Consider the following 16,672-nt stretch of genomic DNA (forward strand, 5'->3'; position numbering starts at 1 on the left):
CCATACGGCGACGGCGGCACCCTCTTCGGGTGCCGCCGTCGCCGGTTCCGCGCAGGGGCTCAGCTCTCCGGGAGATACCCCGTCTGCACCAGCTGCCCGCTGGCCCGCCGGGAGATGAACTGGCCGCGGCCCTGCGGCTGCGGCGTGGCCCTGATGTTGTTGAACACCGGGCCCTCCGACGGGTCGCCCGACAGCACGATGCCCTGTGCGCCGAGTTCCTTGATCCGGGTGAGGACCGGCTCGAAGGAGGAGCGCGAGGCGCCCGAGGTGGTGCGGGCCAGGACGATCCGCAGACCCAGGTCACGCGCGAACGGCAGGTACTCCATGAGCACCGACATCGGGTTGCCCATCGACGTGGCGACGAGGTCGTAGTCGTCGATGAAGATGAACGCGTCGGGCTCGTTGTACCAGGAGCGGTTGCGCAGCTGGTCCGGTGTGACGTCCGGTCCGGGCATACGGCGGCTCATCGAGCCGGCCAGCGACTCCATCACCTCCTGGAGCTGCGGACCCGAGGCGCAGTACTTGTACATGTGGCTCTCGGGCACCTGGCCGAGCAGCGCGCGCCGGAAGTCCGAGACCACGAACAGCGCCTTGTTGGGCTGGTAGCGCTCCGAGACCTGCTTGGCGATGAACCGCAGCAGCGAGGACTTGCCGGACTCGCTCTCGCCGTAGATGACGAACAGCGGGTCGGTCTCGAAGTCCACGAACACCGGGGACAGGGTGAGCTCGTCCACGCCGATCGCGATGCCCCGGCCGCCGAAGTCGCCGCCGCCGGGCAGTTCGGACGCGGGCAGCATCGTCGGCAGCATCCGCACCTTGGGGGCCGTCGGGCCCTGCCAGGCGCTGTTGACGCTCTGCACGAGGTGCGCCATGCCGTCGGCCAGGTCCTCCACCTGCGTCGACCCGTCGATGCGGGGCGTGGCGGCGAGGTAGTCCAGCTTGTCCGGCGACAGACCGCGGCCGGGCTTGCCCATCGGCACGTTCTCGGCCCGCTTGCGGTCGAACTCCGACTCCATCGCGTCACCCAGGCGCAGTTCGAGCCGGCTGAGGATCTGGTCGCGCAGCGCGGGACGCATCTCGGTGTACCGGGTCGCGGTGACGATCAGGTGGATGCCGAAACCGAGACCACGGGTCGCGATGTCCGCGATGACCGGGTCGAGCATCTCGTAGTCGTTCTTGAAGGTCGCCCAGCCGTCGATGATGAGGAAGACGTCGCCCCACTGCTGGTCGGGGTAGTGCCCCTGCGCCCGGCGGTTCCGGAAAGTGCCCATGGAGTCGATGCTCTTGGAACGGAAGAACTCCTCACGGGCGTTGAGGATCCCGTGCACCTCCGCGACCGTACGGCGGACCTTCTCCTGGTCCAACCGGGAGGCGGCGCCGCCCACATGGGCCAGGTTCTCCAGCGCGAGCATGCCGCCGCCGCCGAAGTCGAGGGCGTAGAACTGCACTTCGGCCGGGGTGTGGGTGAGCGCGAACGACGTGATCATCGTGCGCACCAGCGTCGACTTGCCGGACTGCGGGCCACCCACGATCAGCGCGTGACCGGCGGACCCGGACAGGTCCGCGTACATCACGTCACGCCGCTGCTCGAAGGGCTTGTCGACCAGACCGACCGGCACGGCCAGCTTGCTCTGCAGGTGGTAGCCCTCGGCGTGCAGACCGCGCTCCGGGCTGACGCCCAGCGCCGGCAGCACCTGGTCGAGGCTGAACGGCTCGTCCAGCGGCGGCAGCCACACCTGGTGGGCGGGCGGACCCTGTCCGTCCAGGCGGCTGACGATGACGTCGAGGACGGTGTCGGCGAGCGCGTCGTCGACCTGGTTGCCCCGGGTCTCCGGCTCCGGCTCGGCGAGGATCCGCACCGGCACCGGCGCCGCGGTGAACAGCACGGGGGAGCGGTCGATCCGGCCGCCGCCCTGCGCCATCGGCCCGTTCGGCCGGTAGGTGCCCGACACGTACGCGGCCTTGAACTGGACCATCGTCTCGGTGTCGTACTTGAGGATGCCCGCGCCGGGCACGTTCGGCAGGTGGTAGGCGTCGGGCACGCCGATCGCCGTACGGGACTCGGCCGCCGAGAAGGTGCGCAGACCGATGCGGTACGACAGGAAGGTGTCCAGACCGCGCAGCTTGCCCTCCTCCAGGCGCTGCGAGGCGAGCAGCATGTGCACACCCAGCGAACGGCCGATCCGGCCGATCTGGATGAACATCTCGATGAAGTCCGGCTTGGCGGCGAGGAGTTCGCTGAACTCGTCGATGATCAGGACGAGCGAGGGCAGCGGGTCGAGGGCGGCACCGGCGGCGCGGGCCTTCTCGTAGTCGGTGATGTTGGCGTAGTTGCCGGCCTGCCGCAGCAGTTCCTGACGGCGGGTCAGCTCACCCGTGATGGAGTCGCGCATGCGGTCCACGAGGGTGAGTTCGTCGGCCAGGTTGGTGATGACCGCGGAGACGTGCGGCATGGAGCCCATGCCGGTGAAGGTGGCACCACCCTTGAAGTCCGCGAGGACGAAGTTGAGCGTCTCCGAGGAGTGCGTGACCGCGAGGCCCAGCACCAGCGTGCGCAGCAGCTCCGACTTTCCGGAACCGGTGGCGCCGACGCACAGGCCGTGCGGGCCCATGCCCTCCTGCGAGGCCTCCTTGATGTCCAGCATGACCGGCTCGCCGTTCTCGCCGAGACCGATCGGCACCCGCAGCCGCTCGTGCAGGGTGCGCGGCCGCCAGGTGCGCGAGACGTCCACGCCCGCCGCGTCACCGATCTGCATCAGGTCGGTGAAGTCCAGGTTCGCGAGCAGCGGTTCGTCCGCGTCGGCCGCGCCGAGGCGCAGCGGCGCCAGCTGCCGGGCCAGCGACTCGGCCTGCGCCTGCGACAGCACGTCGGGGGTGCCGGTGAAGACACCGGTACCCGCCTCCAGCTCCATGCCGTCCGGCCACACCCGGATCGACAACGAGCCGCGTGCCTCGTCGAGTTCGCCGGGCACCACCTCCAGGATGGTCACCCCCTGGAGGCCCTCCGCCGAGGCGAGCACCGAGTCGGCGGGCACCCCGCCGCCGTCGAGGACGACGACCACGTGCGGCTGGTCAAGCACCGGCGAACCGTCCCGGCTCCAGCGGGGACGGCCCTCCAGCTGGTGGGCGATCATCTCCTCCAGCTCGCCGAGGTCGTAGCAGAGCAGACGCCGGGAACCCGCCCCGTCGGCCTCCTTGTGCTGCATGTGCGGCAGCCACTTGGTCCACTCCCAGTCCACCGCCGCGCCCGGCGAGGCCACGACCGCGATCACCACGTCCTCGGGGGAGTGCAGCGAGGACAACTGGCCGATGACGGAACGGGTCTGGCCGTAGACCGTCTCGGCGTCGCCGGAGATCGTCACGTGGTAGAAGGAGCGCAGCCCGATGGCCAGCGGGAGTTCACCGAGCGTGCCGTAGCTCGCGATGAACTGCTGCATCGCGTGGGCGGTCAGCGGCTCCAGCTCGTCCACCGGCGCGGTGTCGGGGGCGACCAGCGGGGTGGCCAGCTGCTGCGGGCCCAGACCGATCCGGACCTGGACGAAGTCCTGGTCCATGGAACGCCGTTCCCACAGCCGGGAGCCCTCGGCGACCAGCGCCCACAGCTGCTCCGGAGCCGGGTGCAGGTAGTACTGGGCGTCACGCTGCTTGTGCACCGTGCGCCGCACCTCGCGCCGCTTCTGCGCGAGGTACTTGAGGTAGTCCCGCCGCGCCTCGGCCATCTGACCGGACGGGCCCTTCCTGGCCCGCACGATCTGCGCGACCAGCATGGCGACCGTGGACACCATCATCAGGCCGCCCATGATCTTCATGAAGCCCTGGGCGCCCGGCATGAAGAAGAACGCCGCCGACGACCCCATGCCCAGCATGGGCAGCAGGTTCATCAGCAGGCTGTCGTCCTCGGTACGAGGCAGTTCGGGAGGGGACTCGAGCTTGACCTCCTCGTTCGGCACCTCCGGCGGGTACACCCGCGGCGGGCGTTTGACGATGACGACGCTCACCGATCCACCAGTCCTTCACGCGATAGCAATGTCGAACCGCCCCCGTGTGACGGCCCCCGTACGTTCGTCGACTCATGGGGCTCGGCCCTCACATGAGTCGGGCGTTGATCCTACTGTTCTGCGGGCCTGTTGAGCCGGGAGGGGATGAGGAGATGCCGCAAGGGGACGGTAGGGTGACGCACCGAACGATGCGCGGGGCGGGTTTCGCCCTGGCAAACCGCGACGAATCACCGAGTACTGGACTAGGGGGAACCGTCAGGTGAGTACGGTTTCAGCAACCGGATTCTGCCGGGTCACGGTGGCGGCACCGAACAGCCGGATCGACGTGGCACTTCCCGAGGACGTGCCGCTCTCTGACGTATACCCGGAGATCCTGCGGCTGTCGGGGCAGACGCCCGAGGAGGCCGCGCCCACCGGGTACAACCTCGTGCGCAGGGACGGCTCCGTCCTCGACGACGGCCGTTCGCTCGCCGAACAGCAGATACGCGATGGCGAATTGCTGCTCCTGAGGCCGTTCGCCGACTCGCTGCCGCCCGCCGTCTTCGACGACGTCGTGGACGCGGTGGCCGCGGCCGTCGAAGCGGACCGGCGCAGCTGGAACGACGGCATGATGCGCACCGTCGGCCTCATCTCCGGGGCGCTGCTGCTCACCATGATGGCGTTCGCCCTGTGGTTCTCCGAGCCGCTGCGCCACGACATGCACGGACTGCCCGGCGTCATCGCCGGCGTCACCGGCGTCGTCCTCGTCGCCCTCGCCTCTGTCCGGGCCCGCGTCTACGACGACCACCACGCGGCCGTCGCCCTCGGCATCGCCGCGCTGCCGCACCTGATGGTCGGCGGCTCCGGGATCATGGGCCTCGACGCGGGTGAGGGCCCCGGTCGGCTCAACCTCCTCGTCGGCTTCGCGGCCGTCCTGGTGGCCTCGGTGCTCCTCGTCCTGATGCTCCCGCAGAACGACGCGGCCTTCATCGCCGCCGCGGTCGGCGCCGGCATCGGCGTCCTCGCCACCTTCGCCGCGATCGTCTCCGAGGCCGAGCCGCGCGAGACCGCCGCCGTCACCGCCGTCGTCATGATCGCCGGCATCGGCTTCCTGCCCGGCTGGTCCGCCCGCTTCTCCCGGCTGCCCATCGGCTTCCGCTCGCCCGACCAGATCGCCAAGCGCGGCCGCGCCGAGGACCAGCAGGAGCAGGAGCCGGTCGACTACCGGCTCATCACCGACCAGGCCCGCCGCGGCCACGAGCTGCTGCTCGGCCTCGTCGGCGGCTGCGCGGTCACCGGTGTCGCCTCCGCCGGCGTGGTGCTCGGCTTCTCCACCAGCGGCTGGGCCCAGCTGCTCTCCCTGGCGGCCGGCCTCGCCATGCTGATGCGGGCCCGGCTCTTCCTGTACACGTCCCAGGTCGTGACCCTGATGATCTCGGGCATCGTCACCGTCAGCCTGCTGGTCCTCGGCCTCGCCCTGAACCCGCCAGCCGACATCATGGAAGAGCTCGTCTACAACCACAACCACGCCCCGCTGGACATCCGCACCGTCTGGCTCTCCGCCGCGGTCGCCTTCGGCGCGATGCTCCTGGTGGCGGTCGCCCTGATCGTCCCGCGCAAGGGCGTGACCCCGTTCTGGGGCCGCATGCTCGACCTGAGCGAGGGCGCCGTGCTGCTCTCCCTCGTCCCGCTGTGCCTCGCGGTCCTCGACCTGTACGCGGCGGCCCGCGGCATGACCAGCTGACGCCCGCCCCGATCGGCCGACGGCGGCTGTCATCCGTACGGGTGGCAGCCGCCGTGGCATGTGGACGACGCCGGCGTGGCCCGGGGCACTGCCGCCGGGCTGATACCCTGGCTGACGGCCGTTTGTGTACGCACCCCCGGAGCCCAGCGTTCTGGAGGCCGCGCCCAGCGGATCCCCGCCTCCCGAGTTACGGAAGCTCCCCTGAGAAGTGGACCAGGGGCACTCGGTGGCTACCCAAGAGACTACGAGGAGTACGCGTGTCGCTCGACGCCGCTACGAAGAAGCAGATCATCACCGAGTTCGGTACCAAGGAGGGCGACACCGGCTCCCCCGAGGTCCAGGTCGCGATGCTCTCGCGCCGTATCTCGGACCTGACCGAGCACCTCAAGACCCACAAGCACGACCACCACTCCCGTCGTGGTCTGCTGATCCTGGTCGGTCAGCGCCGTCGCCTTCTCCAGTACCTGGCGAAGAAGGACATCCAGCGCTTCCGTACGCTGGTCGACCGCCTCGGCATCCGCCGCGGTGCGGCGGGCGCCAAGTAGGACGCCGTGAAGGGGGCGGTTCCCGAAACGATCGGGGGCCGCTCCCTTTGCCGTATACGCGCGCCGCACGTGCGCGCCGTACGTTTGGAAACGTGCGCGGTGTCACACCCGCTTTGTAGTGTGGTAGCACAACGCAGTAACAAGGCAGTACCACGAGGAGAAGTGCACCTCGCCGCCGCCGGTCCTCGGTAGTGGCCCCCGGGCCTTGCGAACCCGGGTGCTTCGATCGAAGACCGGCCCGCACCAGATGGAGCGCTTCTCCGCGCATGTCCCCCCGCCACACGGGCGGCCAGGGACAAAAGACGAAACGCAGACGAAAGTAACGGAGAACACGCTAGTGGAGAACGAGACCCACTACGCCGAGGCCGTCATCGACAACGGCACCTTCGGCACCCGCACCATCCGCTTCGAGACGGGCCGCCTCGCCAAGCAGGCCGCCGGTTCCGCCGTGGCGTACCTGGACGACGACACCATGGTGCTGTCGGCGACCACCGCCTCGAAGAACCCCAAGGACCAGCTCGACTTCTTCCCCCTGACGGTGGACGTCGAGGAGCGGATGTACGCCGCCGGCAAGATCCCCGGCAGCTTCTTCCGCCGTGAGGGCCGGCCCTCCGAGGACGCGATCCTCACCTGCCGCCTCATCGACCGCCCGCTGCGCCCGTCCTTCAAGAAGGGCCTGCGCAACGAGATCCAGGTCGTCGCCACCATCATGGCGCTCAACCCCGACCACCTGTACGACGTCGTGGCGATCAACGCCGCCTCCGCGTCCACCCAGCTGGCCGGTCTGCCCTTCTCCGGCCCGATCGGCGGCGTTCGCGTCGCGCTGATCAACGGCCAGTGGGTCGCCTTCCCGACGCACTCCGAGCTCGAGGACGCCGTCTTCGACATGGTCGTCGCGGGCCGCACCCTGGAGGACGGCGACGTCGCGATCATGATGGTCGAGGCCGAGGCCACCGAGAAGACCATCCAGCTGGTCAAGGGCGGCGCCGAGGCCCCGACCGAGGAGGTCGTCGCCGCCGGTCTCGAGGCCGCGAAGCCCTTCATCAAGGTCCTGTGCAAGGCCCAGGCCGACCTCGCCGCCAAGGCCGCCAAGCCGACCGGCGAGTTCCCGATCTTCCTCGACTACCAGGACGACATCCTGGAGGCGCTCTCCGCCGCCGTCCGCCCGGAGCTCGCCTCCGCGCTGACCATCGCGGGCAAGCAGGAGCGCGAGTCCGAGCTGGACCGCGTCAAGGCGCTCGCCGCCGAGAAGCTCCTCCCGGAGTTCGAGGGCCGCGAGAAGGAGATCTCCGCCGCGTACCGCTCCCTGACCAAGCAGCTCGTCCGCGAGCGCGTGATCAAGGAGAAGAAGCGCATCGACGGCCGTGGCGTCACGGACATCCGTACGCTCGCCGCCGAGGTCGAGGCCATCCCGCGCGTGCACGGCTCCGCGGTGTTCGAGCGTGGCGAGACCCAGATCCTGGGCGTCACCACCCTCAACATGCTCCGCATGGAGCAGCAGCTGGACACCCTCTCCCCGGTGACCCGCAAGCGCTACATGCACAACTACAACTTCCCGCCGTACTCCACCGGCGAGACCGGCCGCGTCGGCTCCCCGAAGCGCCGCGAGATCGGCCACGGCGCCCTCGCCGAGCGCGCCCTGGTTCCGGTCCTGCCGACCCGCGAGGAGTTCCCCTACGCGATCCGCCAGGTCTCCGAGGCGCTGAGCTCCAACGGCTCCACGTCCATGGGCTCGGTCTGCGCCTCCACCATGTCGCTGCTGAACGCCGGTGTGCCGCTGAAGGCCCCCGTCGCCGGTATCGCCATGGGCCTGATCTCCCAGGAGATCGACGGCGAGACGCACTACGTCACCCTCACCGACATCCTCGGTGCGGAGGACGCCTTCGGCGACATGGACTTCAAGGTCGCCGGCACCAAGGAGTTCGTCACCGCCCTCCAGCTCGACACCAAGCTGGACGGCATCCCGGCCTCCGTCCTGGCCGCTGCCCTCAAGCAGGCCCGTGACGCCCGCCTCCACATCCTCGACGTGATGATGGAAGCGATCGACACCCCGGACGAGATGTCCCCGAACGCCCCGCGGATCATCACCGTCAAGATCCCCGTGGACAAGATCGGCGAGGTCATCGGCCCCAAGGGCAAGATGATCAACCAGATCCAGGAGGACACCGGCGCCGACATCACGATCGAGGACGACGGCACCATCTACATCGGTGCGGTCGACGGTCCCTCCGCCGAGGCGGCCCGCACCACGATCAACTCGATCGCCAACCCGACCATGCCGGAGGTCGGCGAGCGCTACCTGGGCACGGTCGTCAAGACCACCACCTTCGGTGCGTTCGTCTCCCTGCTCCCGGGCAAGGACGGTCTGCTGCACATCTCGCAGATCCGCAAGCTGGCCGGCGGCAAGCGCGTGGAGAACGTCGAGGACGTGCTCGGCGTGGGCGCCAAGGTCCAGGTCGAGATCGCCGAGATCGACTCCCGCGGCAAGCTCTCCCTGATCCCCGTGATCGAGGGCGAGGAGTCGGCCGACGACAAGAAGGACGACACCGACAAGTGACGTCGAGCAACTCCACGGCGACGGCCCGCACCTCCTCGGAGGCGCGGGCCGTCGCCCGTACCCAAACCCTGATCAAGGGCGAGAACGGCATCGGCACCGTCCGCAAGACCACCCTCCCGGGCGGCCTGCGGATCGTCACCGAGACCCTCCCCTCGGTCCGCTCCGCGACCTTCGGCATCTGGGCCCACGTCGGTTCCCGCGACGAGACCCCGTCCCTGAACGGCGCCACGCACTACCTGGAGCACCTCCTCTTCAAGGGCACCTCCAAGCGCAGCGCCCTGGACATCTCCTCCGCCCTCGACGCGGTCGGCGGAGAGATGAACGCGTTCACGGCGAAGGAGTACACGTGCTACTACGCGCGCGTGCTCGACTCGGACCTGCCGCTCGCCATAGACGTCGTCTGCGACATGCTCACGGGCTCCCTGATCCGTGAGGACGACGTCAACGTCGAGCGCGGCGCCATCCTCGAAGAGATCGCCATGACCGAGGACGACCCGGGCGACTGCGTGCACGACCTGTTCGCGCAGACCATGTTCGGCGACAACCCCCTCGGCCGCCCGGTCCTCGGCACCGTCGACACCGTCAACGCCCTGACCGCCGACCGCATCCGCCGCTTCTACAAGAAGCACTACGACCCCACCCACCTGGTGGTCGCGGCCGCGGGCAACGTCGACCACAACAAGGTCGTACGACAGGTCCGCGCGGCCTTCGAGAAGGCCGGCGCCCTCAAGAACCCCGACGCCGTCCCCATCGCCCCGCGCGACGGCAGGCGTGCCCTGCGCACCGCGGGCCGCGTCGAGCTGCTCGGCCGCAAGACCGAACAGGCCCACGTCGTCCTCGGCATGCCGGGCCTCGCCCGCACCGACGACCGCCGCTGGGCCCTCGGCGTGCTCAACACCGCACTCGGCGGCGGCATGTCCTCCCGGCTCTTCCAGGAGGTCCGCGAGAAGCGCGGCCTGGCCTACAGCGTGTACTCGTACACCTCCGGCTTCGCCGACTGCGGCCTGTTCGGCGTCTACGCGGGCTGTCGGCCCTCGCAGGTCCACGACGTGCTGAAGATCTGCCGCGACGAACTCGACCAGGTCGCCGAGCACGGCCTGGCCGACGACGAGATCGACCGCGCCATCGGCCAGCTGCGGGGCTCCACGGTCCTCGGCCTGGAGGACACCGGCGCGCTGATGAACCGCATCGGCAAGAGCGAGCTGTGCTGGGGCGAGCAGATGTCCGTCGACGACATGCTGAGCCGGATCGCGTCGGTCACCCCGGACGACGTCCGCGCGGTCGCCCGCGAGATCCTTGGACGGCGCCCGTCGCTGTCGGTCATCGGCCCGCTGAAGGACAAGCAGGCCGCGCGACTGCACGAGACCGTTGCCTGACCTAGTCCGTTCCGGCCGTTTGGTGAAGGAAGCAAGAAGATGAGCAAGCTGCGCGTGGCCGTTCTCGGAGCCAGGGGCCGGATCGGCGCCGAGGCGGTCAAGGCCGTCGACGCCGCCGAGGACATGGAGCTGGTCGCCGCCCTGGGCCGGGGCGACAAGCTGGAGACCCTGGCCGAGTCCGGAGCCCAGGTGGCGGTCGAACTGACCACCCCGGCATCGGTCATGGACAACCTGGAGTACTGCGTCGGCCACGGCATCCACGCCGTCGTCGGCACGACGGGCTGGACCGACGAACGCCTCGCGCAACTGAACGGCTGGCTGTCGAACTCCCCGGAGACCGGCGTCCTCATCGCGCCCAACTTCTCCATCGGGGCCGTCCTCAACATGAAGTTCGCGCAGATCGCCGCGCCGTACTTCGAGTCGGTGGAGGTCGTCGAGCTGCACCACCCGAAGAAGGTCGACGCCCCCTCGGGCACGGCCACCCGCACGGCCCAGCTGATCGCCGCGGCCCGCGCCGAGGCGGGCACGGCCCCGGCGCCGGACGCCACCGAGACGGCTCTGGACGGTGCGCGCGGCGCGGACGTCGACGGGATCCCCGTCCACTCCGTCCGCCTGCGCGGGCTGCTGGCCCACCAGGAGGTCCTGCTCGGCGGCGAGGGGGAGACCCTGACCATCCGCCACGACTCCCTCCACCACAGCAGCTTCATGCCGGGCATCCTGCTCGGCGCCCGCCGCGTGGTCACGACCCCGGGCCTGACCTTCGGCCTGGAGAACTTCCTGGACCTGGGCTGATGCGCGCCAAGCTGTCCTACGCCGTCACGGCCGCCGTCCTGGTCTTCTACTTCGTCCTGGTCGGCAGCCGTGGCGTGATGCTGATCGAGTCCGGCACGCTCGTCACCGTCACGTTCGGCGTCGCGGTGCTGATCCTGCCGGTGATCGGCCTGTGGTTCCTGTGGAAGAACACCCAGTTCGTCCGCAGGGCCAACGCCCTCGCCGCCGAACTCGACGCCGAGGGCGGGCTGCCCGTCGACGAGCTGAAGCGCACGCCCGGCGGCCGCATCGACCGCGACTCGGCGGACCAGGTCTTCGCCAAGCGCAAGGCCGAGACCGAGGCGGCCCCCGACGACTGGCGCAGCTGGTTCCGCCTCGCGGTCGCCTACCACGACGCCCGCGACACCCCGCGTGCCCGCAAGGCCATGCAGCGCGCGATAGCCCTGCACGACGGCAGGCCGGTTCAGCAGCACTGAGCGTTCCCGGCACGGAGAAGGGCCGCTCGCACCACCTGGTGCGAGCGGCCCTTCTCCATGACCGATGAGGGTCAGACCCGCCCGTACTCCGCCGCCCATGCCTCCACCGCGTCCGCGGCCCGGTCGAACGCCTGGCCGCGCGCGAGGAAGTCCGCGTTGTGCGTGGTCAGCAGCGGCGGCACGTCCTGGGGCGCCTGCCCCTGCCGTACGAGGGTCAGGGCCTGTCCCTGGACCGTGCGCGGAAGTCCGAGCCAGCGCACCGGCTGCTGGGCCGTGCGCACGGCGACGACCTGGTCCCAGGACACCGTGCGAGTGAACAGGAACCCCACCCGACGGACCCCGCGGGCGCTCACCCACACCCCCATGCGCAGCAGCCGCAGCGCGCCGACGATGACGAGCACCGCGACACCGAGCACCGCGGCCGCCTCGGACGGCGAGTCGGTCAGCGCGATGATCACCGCCGCGAACAGCACGTACGAGGCGAGCAGCAGCAGGAGCGCCGCCACCCCCACCCGCCACGGACCCGGCCGGTACGGGCGCCGCCAGCGGTCACGGTCCTCGTACGGCAACGCGACGTCGTCCGTCGTGTCGAATGCGCGGTCGGCCGTCAGGAAGGGCAGGGGCACGGCGGGTCCTCACTCGATCCAGGCGTGGATGTGCCCGGTGAGGCTATCCGCCGTCGTCCCCGCGAGCCACCTGCAGGGGCCCGTCCGAGTCAGTGCCCCTGGGACGCCTGGGACTGCTGGCTCTGTGAGGGTGCCTGATCCTGTGACAGCGCCGGCATCCCGAGGACCAGGGAGCCCACGAGTCCGGCGACGATGGTCAGCCCCATCAGCCAACGCCCGGCTATCTCACCGGCGGACGCGCGCTCACGGGGCGGTGGAGCGACATCGCTGCGGAACCTGTCGGCTTCGGCGAGAAAGGCGAACGGTACGGGCTCGCGCCAACGCAACAGCATGGGGGCACTTCTCCCTTCGGGGATCGAACAGACAACTCCTGCCTGTACAGACGCGCGGGTACCGCAAATGGTGCCCTCCATTGCCAAATCGGTTGACGCGTAGAGTGGGCGCCGACCGCAGATGTGATGGGAAGGACCTTCCGTGACCCCCGTCGGTGACCCCGATATCTCCACGCGCAGCGACGTCTCCGTCGAGCTGGTGAAGTCCAGCGCCTCGGACTCCGATGTCCTGTTCGCCGCCCGAGTCTCGACCTTGGGGGAGCAGTCCCTCGACGAGATGCAGAAGGATCCCGAGCGGTCCAAGGGCCTGATCAACTACCTGATGCGGGACCGGCACGGGAGCCCCTTCGAGCACAACTCGATGACCTTCTTCATCAGTGCGCCGATCTTCGTCTTCCGCGAGTTCATGCGGCACCGCGTGGGGTGGTCGTACAACGAGGAGAGCGGTCGCTACCGGGAGCTCGATCCCGTCTTCTACGTCCCCGGCGCGGACCGCAAGCTCGTCCAGGAGGGCCGTCCCGGCAAGTACGTCTTCGTCGAGGGTTCGCCCCAGCAGCACGAGATCGTCCGGAGTGTCCTCGACGACTCCTACCAGCAGGCGTACACGGCCTACCAGAAGCTGCTCGCCGAGGGCGTCGCCCGCGAGGTCGCCCGTTCGGTCCTGCCCGTCGGTCTCTTCTCCTCGATGTACGCCACCTGCAACGCCCGCTCGCTGATGCACTTCCTCGGTCTGCGCACCCAGCACGAACAGGCGAAGGTCCCGTCCTTCCCGCAGCGGGAGATCGAGATGGTCGGCGAGAAGATGGAGGAGGAGTGGGCGAAGCTCATGCCGCTCACCTACGCCGCCTTCAATGCGAACGGCCGTGTGGCGCCGTAACGGACGCTTGTTTTCCCGCGGAGCACACATGTACGGGTCCACCTGGCGAAGTGTCCGTATTGCGGCATTTAGAGAAGTTCATCTAGCCTGATCAAACGGACCCGGCACTGCTTGAACCCCCGAGCAGGCAGTGCCGGGCTCCGCATTTGTCCTGACTTTCCCGAGCCCCCGAAGGCAGACCGTGCGATGAGCACCGAGTAGCGTGTATGCCATGGCTCCGACCTCCACTCCGCAGACCCCCTTCGGGCGGGTCCTCACCGCCATGGTCACGCCGTTCACGGCGGACGGCGCACTCGACCTCGACGGCGCACAGCGGCTCGCCACCCACCTGGTGGACGCAGGCAACGACGGCCTGATCATCAACGGCACCACCGGCGAGTCCCCCACCACCAGCGACGCGGAGAAAGCGGACCTCGTACGAGCCGTACTGGAGGCGGTCGGCGACCGAGCCCATGTCGTCGCCGGAGTCGGCACCAACGACACCCACCACAGCATCGAGCTGGCCCGCACGGCCGAGCGCACCGGCGCACACGGCCTGCTGATCGTCACGCCGTACTACAACAAGCCCCCGCAGGAGGGTCTGTACCGGCACTTCAAGGCCGTCGCCGACGCCGCCGAGCTGCCGGTCATGCTGTACGACATCCCCGGGCGCAGCGGTGTCCCGATCAACACCGAGACGCTGGTCCGCCTCGCCGAGCACCCGCGGATCGTCGCCAACAAGGACGCCAAGGGCGACCTCGGCCGCGCGAGCTGGGCCATCGCCCGCTCCGGCCTCGCCTGGTACTCCGGCGACGACATGCTCAACCTCCCGCTGCTCTCCGTGGGCGCGGTCGGCTTCGTCTCGGTCGTCGGCCATGTGGTCACCCCGGACCTGCGCGCCCTGGTCGAGGCGTTCACCTCCGGGGACGTCCAGAAGGCCACCGAGATCCATCAGAAGCTGCTGCCCGTCTACACGGGCATGTTCCGCACCCAGGGCGTGATGACCACCAAGGCGGCGCTCGCCCTCCAGGGACTCCCCGCCGGACCCCTGCGCGCCCCCATGGTGGAACTTTCCACCGAGGAGATCGAGCAGCTCAAGATCGATCTTGCTGCCGGCGGGGTACAGCTCTAGCACCAGACTTCGCGCGCCCGGCGCGCAACCGGACTCAACAACTGAATACGCGGGCCACCGGTGCCCGCACCACAACGACAACTGCTACACGCACGAACGTCACGCGCGCCACGTGCCCAACCGGTACGTGGCGTGCGTGGTGAGGAGAGTCTTTTGAGTCATCCGCATCCTGAACTGGCCCCGCCGCCGCCGCTCCCCGAGGGCGGCCTGCGCGTCACCCCACTCGGTGGTCTCGGCGAGATCGGCCGAAACATGACGGTCTTCGAGTACGGCGGCCGCCTTCTCATCGTCGACTGCGGCGTGCTCTTCCCGGAGGAGGAGCAGCCCGGAATCGACCTGATCCTGCCGGACTTCTCGTCCGTGAGGGACCGCCTCGACGACATCGAGGGCATCGTCCTCACCCACGGCCACGAGGACCACATCGGCGGTGTCCCCTTCCTCCTGCGGGAGAAGCCGGACATCCCGCTGATCGGCTCCAAGCTGACCCTCGCGCTCATCGAGGCCAAGCTCCAGGAGCACCGCATCCGTCCGTACACCCTGGAGGTGGCGGAGGGACACCGCGAGCGCATCGGCCCCTTCGACTGCGAGTTCGTCGCGGTCAACCACTCCATCCCGGACGCCCTGGCCGTCGCCATCCGCACCCCGGCCGGCATGGTCGTGCACACGGGTGACTTCAAGATGGACCAGCTCCCGCTGGACGGCCGCCTCACGGACCTGCACGCGTTCGCGCGGCTGAGCGAGGAGGGCATCGACCTCCTTCTCTCCGACTCGACGAACGCCGAGGTCCCGGGCTTCGTCCCGCCCGAGAAGGACATCTCGAACGTCCTGCGGCAGGTCTTCGCGGGTGCCCGCAAGCGGATCATCGTGGCGAGCTTCGCCAGCCACATCCACCGCATCCAGCAGATCCTGGACGCGGCCCACGAGTACGGCCGCCGGGTCGCGTTCGTCGGTCGCTCGATGGTCCGCAACATGGGCATCGCGAGGGACCTCGGCTATCTGAAGGTCCCCCCGGGCCTGGTGGTCGACGTCAAGACGCTCGACGACCTCCCGGACCACGAGGTGGTCCTGGTCTGCACCGGCTCGCAGGGCGAACCAATGGCCGCCCTGTCCCGCATGGCCAACCGCGACCACCAGATCCGGATCGTCCAGGGCGACACCGTCATCCTCGCGTCCTCGCTGATCCCGGGGAACGAGAATGCGGTCTACCGGGTGATCAACGGCCTGACCCGCTGGGGCGCCCACGTCGTCCACAAGGGCAACGCCAAGGTGCACGTCTCGGGCCACGCGTCCGCGGGCGAACTCCTGTACTTCTACAACATCTGCCGCCCGAAGAACCTGATGCCGGTCCACGGTGAATGGCGCCACCTGCGCGCCAACGCCGAGCTCGGCGCCCTGACGGGCGTCCCGCACGACCGGATCGTCATCGCCGAGGACGGCGTGGTCGTCGACCTCGTCGAGGGCAAGGCGAAGATCTCGGGCAAGGTGCAGGCGGGCTACGTCTACGTCGACGGCCTCTCGGTCGGCGATGTCGGCGAGCCGGCCCTCAAGGACCGCAAGATCCTCGGCGACGAGGGCATCATCTCGGTCTTCCTGGTCGTCGACTCGTCCACCGGCAAGATCACGGGCGGCCCGCACATCCAGGCGCGCGGCTCGGGCATCGAGGACTCGGCGTTCGCCGACGTGCTCCCGAGGATCACTGAGGTCCTGGAGCGCTCGGCGCAGGACGGCGTGGTCGAGGCGCACCAGCTCCAGCAACTGGTGCGGCGGACCCTGGGCAAGTGGGTCTCCGACACGTATCGCCGCAGGCCGATGATCCTCCCGGTGGTCGTGGAGGTCTGACGGTCCGTCGGACAGCCGTCCGAGTGAACTGGGAGCGGGGCGCCTCGATTTGCATCGAGGCGCCCCGCTCCAGTACGTTTACGTCTCCGCCCGAGGGGGAACCCGGCCAGCTTCGCGCTCCGGGGCCAGCCTCCAGGGGGCGGGAATTCCGACTCAGAACTTCTGATAAAGTCGGAACCGCCGGAAAGGGAAACGCGGAAGCGGGAACCTGGAAAGCACCGAGGAAATCGGAACCGGAAACGGTCTGATAGAGTCGGAAACGCAAGACCGAAGGGAAGCCCGGAGGAAAGCCCGAGAGGGTGAGTACAAAGGAAGCGTCCGTTCCTTGAGAACTCAACAGCGTGCCAAAAATCAACGCCAGATATGTTGATACCCCGTCTCCGGCCGTTCGGCTGGGACGAGGTTCCTTTGAAGAAAAACACAGCGAGGACGCTGTGAGCG

At 69.2% G+C, this 16,672-nt stretch carries 12 protein-coding genes; 9 read left to right on the top strand and 3 right to left on the bottom strand.

Translation table 11 applies throughout. The annotated features are described in order from the left end of the window. Positions 1–59 precede the first annotated feature (59 nt). Positions 60–3,998, bottom strand: coding sequence for a type VII secretion protein EccC (locus H295_RS0129080; protein ID WP_020138873.1), 3,939 nt, complete (start codon positions 3,996–3,998; stop codon positions 60–62). Between the two features lie 259 nt (positions 3,999–4,257). On the opposite strand from H295_RS0129080, the gene eccD reads away from it, so the two are divergent. The 6 genes from eccD (at position 4,258) to H295_RS0129110 (ending at position 11,446) form a co-directional block, all read left to right on the top strand. Further along, positions 4,258–5,721, top strand: a complete 1,464-nt coding sequence (gene eccD / locus H295_RS0129085; protein ID WP_028809846.1) for a type VII secretion integral membrane protein EccD — start codon at positions 4,258–4,260, stop codon at positions 5,719–5,721. A gap of 257 nt (positions 5,722–5,978) precedes the next feature. Further along, positions 5,979–6,266 (top strand): 30S ribosomal protein S15, encoded by a 288-nt coding sequence (rpsO, locus tag H295_RS0129090; protein ID WP_020138875.1) that lies wholly within the window; start codon positions 5,979–5,981, stop codon positions 6,264–6,266. A 337-nt stretch (positions 6,267–6,603) separates the two neighbouring features. Further along, positions 6,604–8,823 carry a polyribonucleotide nucleotidyltransferase gene (locus H295_RS0129095; RefSeq protein WP_020138876.1) on the top strand — a complete coding sequence of 740 codons (2,220 nt, stop codon included), beginning with the start codon at positions 6,604–6,606 and terminating at the stop codon, positions 8,821–8,823. After that, positions 8,820–10,199 (top strand): M16 family metallopeptidase, encoded by a 1,380-nt coding sequence (locus tag H295_RS0129100; protein WP_020138877.1) that lies wholly within the window; start codon positions 8,820–8,822, stop codon positions 10,197–10,199. The genes H295_RS0129095 and H295_RS0129100 overlap by 4 nt, the downstream gene beginning before the upstream one ends. A 39-nt stretch (positions 10,200–10,238) precedes the next feature. Further along, positions 10,239–10,991, top strand: coding sequence for a 4-hydroxy-tetrahydrodipicolinate reductase (gene dapB, locus H295_RS0129105; RefSeq protein ID WP_020138878.1), 753 nt, complete (start codon positions 10,239–10,241; stop codon positions 10,989–10,991). Continuing rightward, positions 10,991–11,446: a hypothetical protein gene (locus H295_RS0129110; protein WP_020138879.1), complete on the top strand. Its 456-nt coding sequence runs from the start codon at positions 10,991–10,993 to the stop codon at positions 11,444–11,446. The genes dapB and H295_RS0129110 overlap by 1 nt, the downstream gene beginning before the upstream one ends. A gap of 71 nt (positions 11,447–11,517) precedes the next feature. Here H295_RS0129110 and H295_RS0129115 read toward each other — a convergent pair whose 3' ends face one another. Together H295_RS0129115 and H295_RS0129120 are read right to left on the bottom strand one after the other, a co-directional pair. After that, complete coding sequence (locus H295_RS0129115) at positions 11,518–12,072, bottom strand: PH domain-containing protein (RefSeq protein WP_020138880.1); 555 nt, start codon at positions 12,070–12,072, stop codon at positions 11,518–11,520. Between the two features lie 89 nt (positions 12,073–12,161). After that, the gene (locus H295_RS0129120) at positions 12,162–12,404 is read right to left on the bottom strand and encodes a hypothetical protein (RefSeq protein WP_020138881.1); all 243 of its coding nucleotides are present in this window, start codon (positions 12,402–12,404) and stop codon (positions 12,162–12,164) included. Positions 12,405–12,546: 142 nt separating this feature from the next. Here H295_RS0129120 and thyX point away from each other — a divergent pair, with 142 nt between their 5' ends. From thyX to H295_RS0129135, 3 genes are all read left to right on the top strand, one after another. Then, entirely contained in the window at positions 12,547–13,281 is a 735-nt protein-coding gene (gene thyX / locus H295_RS0129125; RefSeq protein ID WP_020138882.1) for an FAD-dependent thymidylate synthase, read from the top strand. 211 nt (positions 13,282–13,492) lie between these two features. Continuing rightward, a complete protein-coding gene (gene dapA, locus H295_RS0129130; RefSeq protein ID WP_020138883.1) occupies positions 13,493–14,392 on the top strand; it encodes a 4-hydroxy-tetrahydrodipicolinate synthase in 900 nt (299 codons plus the stop codon). Between the two features lie 153 nt (positions 14,393–14,545). Then, positions 14,546–16,231, top strand: a complete 1,686-nt coding sequence (locus H295_RS0129135; protein WP_020138884.1) for a ribonuclease J — start codon at positions 14,546–14,548, stop codon at positions 16,229–16,231. The last annotated feature ends 441 nt before the right edge of the window (positions 16,232–16,672 follow it).

The organism is Streptomyces sp. 351MFTsu5.1 (assembly GCF_000383655.1).
Classification (GTDB): domain Bacteria; phylum Actinomycetota; class Actinomycetes; order Streptomycetales; family Streptomycetaceae; genus Streptomyces; species Streptomyces griseorubiginosus.